General features: G+C 60.9%; 4 protein-coding genes and 1 pseudogene. All 5 read left to right on the top strand.

What is annotated here, in order from left to right:
• Positions 1 to 891 (top strand): annotated as a pseudogene (locus ASC93_RS31790) (endonuclease); the annotation flags it as partial.
• Complete coding sequence (mzaD, locus tag ASC93_RS23815) at positions 875 to 1,882, top strand: MZA anti-phage system associated PD-(D/E)XK motif protein MzaD (protein WP_056448469.1); 1,008 nt, start codon at positions 875 to 877, stop codon at positions 1,880 to 1,882. The pseudogene ASC93_RS31790 and the gene mzaD, both read left to right, overlap by 17 nt.
• A complete protein-coding gene (gene mzaE, locus ASC93_RS23810; RefSeq protein ID WP_056448466.1) occupies positions 1,883 to 3,694 on the top strand; it encodes an MZA anti-phage system associated AIPR family protein MzaE in 1,812 nt (603 codons plus the stop codon).
• Positions 3,695 to 3,710: 16 nt separating this feature from the next.
• On the top strand, positions 3,711 to 6,371 hold the full coding sequence (locus tag ASC93_RS23805; protein ID WP_056448463.1) for an AIPR family protein: 2,661 nt from the start codon (positions 3,711 to 3,713) through the stop codon (positions 6,369 to 6,371).
• 173 nt (positions 6,372 to 6,544) lie between these two features.
• Positions 6,545 to 7,585 (top strand): ATP-dependent endonuclease, encoded by a 1,041-nt coding sequence (locus tag ASC93_RS23800; protein WP_229412854.1) that lies wholly within the window; start codon positions 6,545 to 6,547, stop codon positions 7,583 to 7,585.
• The last annotated feature ends 72 nt before the right edge of the window (positions 7,586 to 7,657 follow it).

The raw sequence follows: 7,657 nt of genomic DNA, 5'->3' as shown, positions 1-7,657 counted from the left end.
GGCACGCCGCGCGACTACGGCCTGAAGGTGGTGTCGCATCCGGTGCTGATGGTCACCTCGCGGCTGAAGATGCGCGCGGCGAAGAGCCTGTATCTGTCGTTCAGCGGGCACGTGATCGAAACGGTGGCCCTGCATCGTCAACAGAAGCAAATCAACAGCAATTTCCAGGCATTGATGGATCTGGTTTCGGTGATGGGCAAGGGGAATCCGAATCATGTGCAGCAGCGCGCCGGAGGCAAGGACAGCTGGAACGGCGTCGTGTGGGAGGGTGTGCCGCACGAGCACGTCACGGACTTCCTGAGTGCCTACAGTACGCACCCACAGGCGATGAAGGCGAACAGCCTGCTGCTGCGCGACTTCATCGTTTCGATGGTCCGTGACGGCGAGCTGACCAAGTGGACCGTCGCCGTGATCGGCGGTGGCGTGGAAGGAGATGAAGTCGATGTCGGCGGTGTGCCCGTCAAGCGCATGAAACGTGCGGCGAAGTCGCCGACCTCCGACCGTTATTCGATTGGCCGGCTGCTGTCGCCACGAGACGAAGGCATCGATCTGGGTGTTGAGGCATGGACAGCGGCGCTCGATGAAACCCGTAAGCTCTGGAAGGAAGATCCGGCCCGGTTGACGAGCCAGAAGGAGCCGGAGGTGCCGAGTGGCCCATCGATGCGGAAGGTCCGCGGATATGGGGCCGAAGGCGTTGTGGCTCATCCCGAGCGGGGTGTGCTTCTCATCTATCTGCTGAACCAGGAGAACATCGAGGACGGCGGACCGCCCGCGGACATCACGCCAATCGTCGCCTTCGGCATCAGTTTCCCGGGCAGCAAATCGGGAACCAGGGTTGAGTACAAGGTTAACAACGTCCTCTGGGAGCAGGAATATGGCGCTGCCGATTAACGAGGAGCTCGCCGGCGCTTGGCGCGCGCTCGTCGGCAGCGCGCACGCCGGCGATGGCTGGCGCAGCATCGCCATTTCCGGCCTCGAAGGTGGCCGTCTTCAGGCGGGAAGAAAGTTCCCCGAAAACCGGGAGGCACTTCTCGTCGGCTTCGTGTCGGTGAACACGCCGCCGGCCGCGATGTTGCCGGCCGCCGCCGGGTTTTGCGTCGAGCGAGTCACTTCGGATCTGCCTGGCGACTGGCTGGCCCTGATCCGGCAGGAAGAGGGAGGCATCGAGCTCTTCTCGAGGATGGCGACGGATGTCGTGGCCGCGGTGGCAGCAAGTGCAGCAGCGACGCATCAGCGTCAGATGCAGCTCTTTCTGGGGCGTGTGCGGGCCTGGCAGCAGTTCATGAGCAGGAAGAAGGGAGCGCTGGACGCTGAAGCCGAACTGGGGCTGACGGGAGAACTCGTCTGTCTCGAGCGCCTTCTCGATGCAGACGTCGACGTATACGCGGCCATCGAGAGCTGGCGCGGCCCGCTCGACGGCCTGCAGGACTTCGAACTCGGCACCGGCGCCATCGAGGTGAAGAGTACGCTGTCCCATGACGGCTTCCCGGCCACCATCATGTCGCTCGAACAACTCGATGACTCGACGCGTCAGCCCCTGTTCCTTTTCGGTTGCCGCTTTGCGCTGGCAATGTCGGGCGACACGCTGGGCGACAGGATTGCGACCCTGCGGATTCGTCTGGGCAGCGATCCCGCGGCAGCAGCCCGTTTCGAGAACGCGCTGCTGCTTGCCGGCTTCGTCGACGAGCATGCCGAGCATTACACCCGACGTCTCATTGTGTCCGATTCCCGCTTCCTGCGTGTCGACGAGACCTTCCCGCGTCTCGTCGCGGCTACAGTGCCGGCCGCCATCCGGCGTGCGCGCTACGAAATCGATCTCGACGCGACCGGCGCCGCAGCATTTTCTCTCGAGGATGTCCTCGAGCTAACTGGAGCAGTCTGAATGGAACTGATCGAATTCCTGCGCAAAACGCAGCAGGAAGTGAAAGAAGAAATCGCGTCGCGTGCCGCCGAGCCGGGCGAAACGACGCCATTTCCAGAGCTGGTGTTCACCGAAGTGGTCACACGGCACATGGCCGACATCGGGATGACCTTCGAGCCTCAGATCTGCCATTACTCGGCGAGAGTGGGTGAGGGCATGCTGCGCCTGAGTGGGTATGCGTTGTCGGACGATCTCGACCAGCTCGACCTGTATGTCAGCCTCTACGAAGGCGTCGACCAGGTGGTGAACGTCCCGGATTCCGAGACCACCCGCGCGGCAGAGCAATGCTCGCGCTTCCTCAACCAGTGCGTCACTGGCACCCTGCTCAGCAGAATGGACGAGACGCACGATGCCTATGCGCTGGTGCAGACCATCGAGAAGGCTTATCCGGGCCTCGATCAGATCCGCATCTACGTGCTGACCGACCGGAAGGCGAAGACCCGCAACTTCCAGGCTCGCGTGATCCAGAACAAGACGATCAGGCTTGAAGTCATGGACATCGAGCGTCTGTTCAATCACTGGCAGAGCGGTAAGCCGCGTGACGAGCTTGTCGTGAATCTCAACGACGTCTGCGGCGGGCCGCTGCCCTGTGTCTGGGTGGCCGATGAAGACGCCGAGTACGATTACGCAATGACCGCGTTCCCGGGCGAGGCGCTGCGCTTCCTGTACGAGAAGTATGGCCCACGCATCCTCGAGGCCAATGTCCGCTCCTTCCTGAGCCAGACCAACACCGTCAACAAGGGCATCCGCGACACGCTGCGTGAGCAGCCGGAGCGCTTCATGGCCTACAACAACGGTGTGGTCATCGTTGCCGACGAAGCACATCTGGACCGTGCGCTGGACGGCAGTCCGGGCATCGCCTGGCTGAAGGGCATGCAGGTCGTGAACGGCGGCCAGACGATGGCATCGATCTTCTTCACTCGCAAGAAGTACACCGGCGTCGATCTGAGCAAGGTGCGCGTGCCGGCAAAGATCATCGTCCTCCGGAAAACGGACGAACTGGCCGAAGATGCGCTGATCGCCGACATCTCCCGCTATGCCAACTCCCAGAGCGCGGTGAAGGGTTCGGACCATTACGCCAACAAGCCTTTCCAGGTCCAGATGGAAAAACTGGCGATGACGACCTATTGCCCGGATGGTGTGGGCCGCTGGTACTACGAACGGGCCGCAGGCAGCTACAAGGTCATGCTCGATCGCGAAGCGAAATCGGAAGCGGATCGTCGCCGCCTGCAGGAGTCAATGCCGCCGAGCCGCAAGCTGACCAAGACCGACTTTGCCAAGTATCTCTGCGCATGGATGCAGTTGCCGGATCTGGTCAGCCTCGGCGGACAGAAGGCCTTCCCGGCGTTCATGAAGCGGATGACCCAGGCCGATGGCGAGACCGCAGTGCTGCCGGATGTGGCCGAGTACAAGCGCATGATCGCCCAGGTGATCATCTTCAAGGCTGCGACACGGCTGATCAACCCGCGCTTCCCGGCATTCAAGGCAAACGTCACGGCCTACACGGTGGCGCTCGTTTCCCATCTGCTTGGTGACAGGATCAACCTGGAAGACATCTGGCAGAAGCAGTCCATCTCGCCGCAGCTCGGTAATCAGATCGTTGGCTGGTCCGATGAAGTGAATGCGCTGCTCCACAGCAGCGCCAAGGGGCGCATGATCTCGGAGTGGGCGAAGAAGCGGGAGTGCTGGGAAGGCATGCTGGAACATGTCTGGTCCACGCCGAATGCCGAGATTCCCGAAGTGACCGGCGCGCGCCTGCGCGCGGCGAGTTGATGGGAGTGGAGCAAGAATGCTGTTAAATGATTTTCTGTCGGCTCTTCATCGCGAGGTGCGGGAACGGATCGACGTGCAGACCGCACTGCCGGACGGAAAGCTTCCGTTCCCCGAGCAGGAGTTCACCATGATCATCGCCGAATGGATGGCCGAGCGCGGGATTAGCCACGAACCGAAGCGTTGCCGCTATTTTGCAACGATCCACGACCAAGTTGTCCGGCTCAGCGGATACGCGCTGGCAGAGGAGCTCGATCAGCTGGATCTTTTCGTGAGCATCTACAGCGGGAACGCAGAACCCGGCCTGCTGCGGGAAGAGGATGCAGTTGCGGCTGTGGCACAATGCGGCCGCTTTCTCGAGCTTTCGACCAGCGGCGCGCTCGGACGCATCGTTGACGAAACCCACGATGCGTATCCGTTCATCTCGACGATTGCTGGTGCCTGGCAGGACATCCCGCAGGTACGTATCCATGTTCTGAGTGACCTGTGCGCCGGAGCGATGCATCTTGCGAATCTGGACATCCTTGACCGCTCGGTACCGGTCGAGGTCGTCGATATCGAACGCATTTTCGACCAGCAGGAGGACGCCGAGCTTCATCATCGCTTCCGCGCACTGGCATCTTTCAGGGAAGAGTGGCGGGCGACGGTACGCGAAGCAGCCCGTAACGATGGTGAAAGCGATGTCGCGGCCTTCGTCGAAGATGCGGGACGCCGGCTGACCGAAGCCGAGGAGTTCACGGACTTTCAGCGCTGCCGCTTCGCGCGCAATCTTCCGAATGGAGCGCGAATGCAGGTCGACGGCTATGCTTTCGACGATGCGGATGGTTCGCTGGCACTGATGATCGCGGACCTTGCCAACAGCGAGGACATGCCTGCAATCGGCAGCGAGGAAGCGCAGGGACACTTCGATATGGTGGAGCGATTCGTGACGTCCGCCTTGGTGGGCGACCTGACGCGCGCTGGCAATCCATCCGGCGATCCGGGTATCGGCCTCGCAGCCGACATCGTGCGCCTGCAACCGGGGATTTCACGGCTGCGGCTCTATCTCGTCACCGATCGCCTTGCCGATTTCGGCGACGAAGTGGCAGGCAGCACGCAACTGGCAGGCATCGCGGTCGAGATGCATGCCTGGGATGTGGCGCGCTTCCACAGAGCCTGGACATCCGACAGCGGCAGGGATGACCTCGAGGTCGATTTCCGGAGCAGCGCAGGCAGGGGCATCGCGGCCCTTCATGCCGGCTCGGTCGATGGCGATTACGAAGGTTATCTGTGCACGATGTCGGGCGCCGTGCTGGCTGCGATCTATGAGCGCCATGGCAGTCGTCTGCTGGAGGGGAACGTGCGTTCCTTCCTCAGCACGAAAGGCAAGATCAACGCGGCAATTCAGCAGACCATCGCCGACAAGCCGGAGATGTTCTTCGCGTACAACAACGGGATCGCGGCAACCGCGGAATCGGTGGAGTTCGATCCGGACTCGGGAAGCATCGTCAGCGCAGTCAACCTGCAGGTCGTGAACGGCGGTCAGACAACGGCCTCTCTCGCAGCGGCGGTCCGCTCCGGCCTCGACGTGTCGAAAGTGCTGGTGCAGATGAAGCTTTCGGTTCTTTCGCCCACGCGGGCGAGTGAGCTGATTCCCTTGATTGCGCGCTTCGCCAACAGCCAGAACAAGGTCAACGAGTCCGACTTCTTCGCCAATCACCCTTATCACCTCCGGATCGAACAGTTGTCGAGCCGCGTTCTAGCTCCTCCAATCGAGGGCGGCGAGACCACCCGCTGGTATTACGAGCGATCGCGCGGTCAGTACGTGAACGAGCAGAAGAACCTGGGCAAGAAGGAGAAGAAGCTCTTCCTCGACAGGAATCCGAAATCCCAGCTGCTCACCAAGCTGGACGTGGCCAAGCTCGAGAATACATGGAAGGGCATGCCTCACAAGGTCAGCTGTGGCGCGCAGAAGAATTTTGTCTTCTTTGCGGGCTGGTTGGCCAAGCGCTGGAACGAGAACGACAGCGTCTTCGACGATCAGTATTTCAGGGATCTGGTGGCGATGGCAATTTTGTTCAGGCAGACGGAACAGATCGTGACCGATCAGCCCTGGTATCAGGGGGCATACCGTGCCAACATCGTCACCTATACCCTGGCTCTCCTTCAGTTCACGGTCCTCAGGAAAGGGAAGGGGCGGCAGCTGGATCTCGGCGAGATATGGGACTGTCAGAGCGCTTCGCCAGCGCTGCGCGACCAGATTGCCGTGACGGCGCAGGCCGTGCTTGCGGTGCTTACCGATCCAGGACGGCCGAGGGCAAACGTGACCGAGTGGGCCAAGCAGGAGGCCTGCTGGGAGCAGGTACGCGACATGGCCGTGCCGCTGAGCCCGGCCGTGATCGACGAGTTGTTCGATCCGATCTCACGCAAGTACGGCCCGGGAAGTAATGTGCAGCAGGTGGGGTACGGCGTGTTTGCCAGGACGGCCGTGCTCGGAATTACGCCGGGACAGTGGCAGCATTTGCTTGACTGGGGAAGGGAGCAGTCCTTGCTGGATGCTCGTGAAGAGCGCGTGCTCATGTCCGCGTGTCGGATTCCGAAGTTCGTGCCTTCGGTGAAGGAGTGCGAGCAGGTGTGGGCGATCAGATCCAGGCTGATCAAGGAAGGGTTTCACTTGCCGAGCGAAAGAGAATGTGCATGAGTATATCGTCTTCGCCCGTTCCATTGGCGCTAGACGACACACATATAGGTCGGGCCGACGATAGAAGCTATGCCACTACCGTGCTTTGCATGGCACCGCGTTCGGGTGTTGGTTACCCCAATATCAGTATCGTCTGCGTGTAGCAGCGAACCTGCAAGCAAAAGAGAACCAGAATGCATCTTGCGAAACTAGTCATCAAGAATTTCCGCAAGCTCAAACGTGCGGAACTTTCGTTTCAAGCAGGCCTGAACGTCCTGGTCGGCGGCAACAACGTCGGCAAGACAGCTGTGGTCGACGCATTGCGTGCACTCCTGGCCGGTCATGACGAGCCTTACCCACGCCTCTGTGACGACGACGTGCACCGGCCAAAAGGCGGCACCCCATCGGGTGACATCGTGTTCGAGTACGTGTTCAATGGGCTTAGTCTTGACGATGAGGCGGACTTCCTGGCCGCACTCGTACCCGGTGCTTCAGGTGCGCTCGAGGCACACATAAAAATCCGCTATTTGGACGCGGACAAGGCCGGCCGCTTGCGCGCCAAGCGTTGGTGTGGCGAGAACGAGGAGGTGGGCCTGACGGCGGACATGATGGAGAACCTGCGAGGCGTTTACTTGCCGCCGCTTCGGGACGCGTCCCAAGGCCTGAAGCCGGGCCGTGCCAGCCAGCTTGCACGCCTGCTCCAACTTCTCGCCGACGATGCTGGCATCGACGGCATCAACAAGGCTCTGCAGGAACTCGACGGCGAGCTGAAGGCGCACCTGCCCATCGTTAGTACGCATGACGCCATCAACATCCGGCACAAGACAATGCTAGGGCCGCAGCTCGCGCAGCTGCTGGAAGTCGGCCTGAGTGCCAGCGACTTCAAGAGCTTGAAATCTAGATTGTCGCTGCTAGTGGATTCGTTCGAAATCGAGCAGAACGGGTTGGGCTTCAACAACCTGGTTTACATGGCGGTCGTACTGAGCGAGCTGACCAAGAATCCCGACTCCTGCTACCGAGGCTTGATCGTAGAGGAGCCCGAGGCGCACTTGCATCCCCAACTTCAGGCCGTACTGCTCCAGTACCTGCAGTCCATCCAGGTGGTCGAAGGCGAAAAACCTGTCCAGCTCTTCGTAACCAGCCATTCCCCGAACTTCGCGAGCATCGCCGATCTTGATAGCCTGGTGTGTCTGGTGGGGGTGTACCAGATTCTGTGTAAACGAGTCTTTGTTTAAGTCTGCGGTACGCGGTCTTCAAACTGGATGGCGAAGCGGTTTAGCGCAGCTTTCCAGTCCCGTATCGGCATC

Source organism: Massilia sp. Root335 (genome assembly GCF_001425685.1).
Lineage (GTDB): Bacteria > Pseudomonadota > Gammaproteobacteria > Burkholderiales > Burkholderiaceae_D > Telluria > Telluria luteola.
The sequence above is the reverse complement of the archived record's forward strand: the minus strand, read 5'-3'. Positions and strand labels throughout refer to the sequence as shown.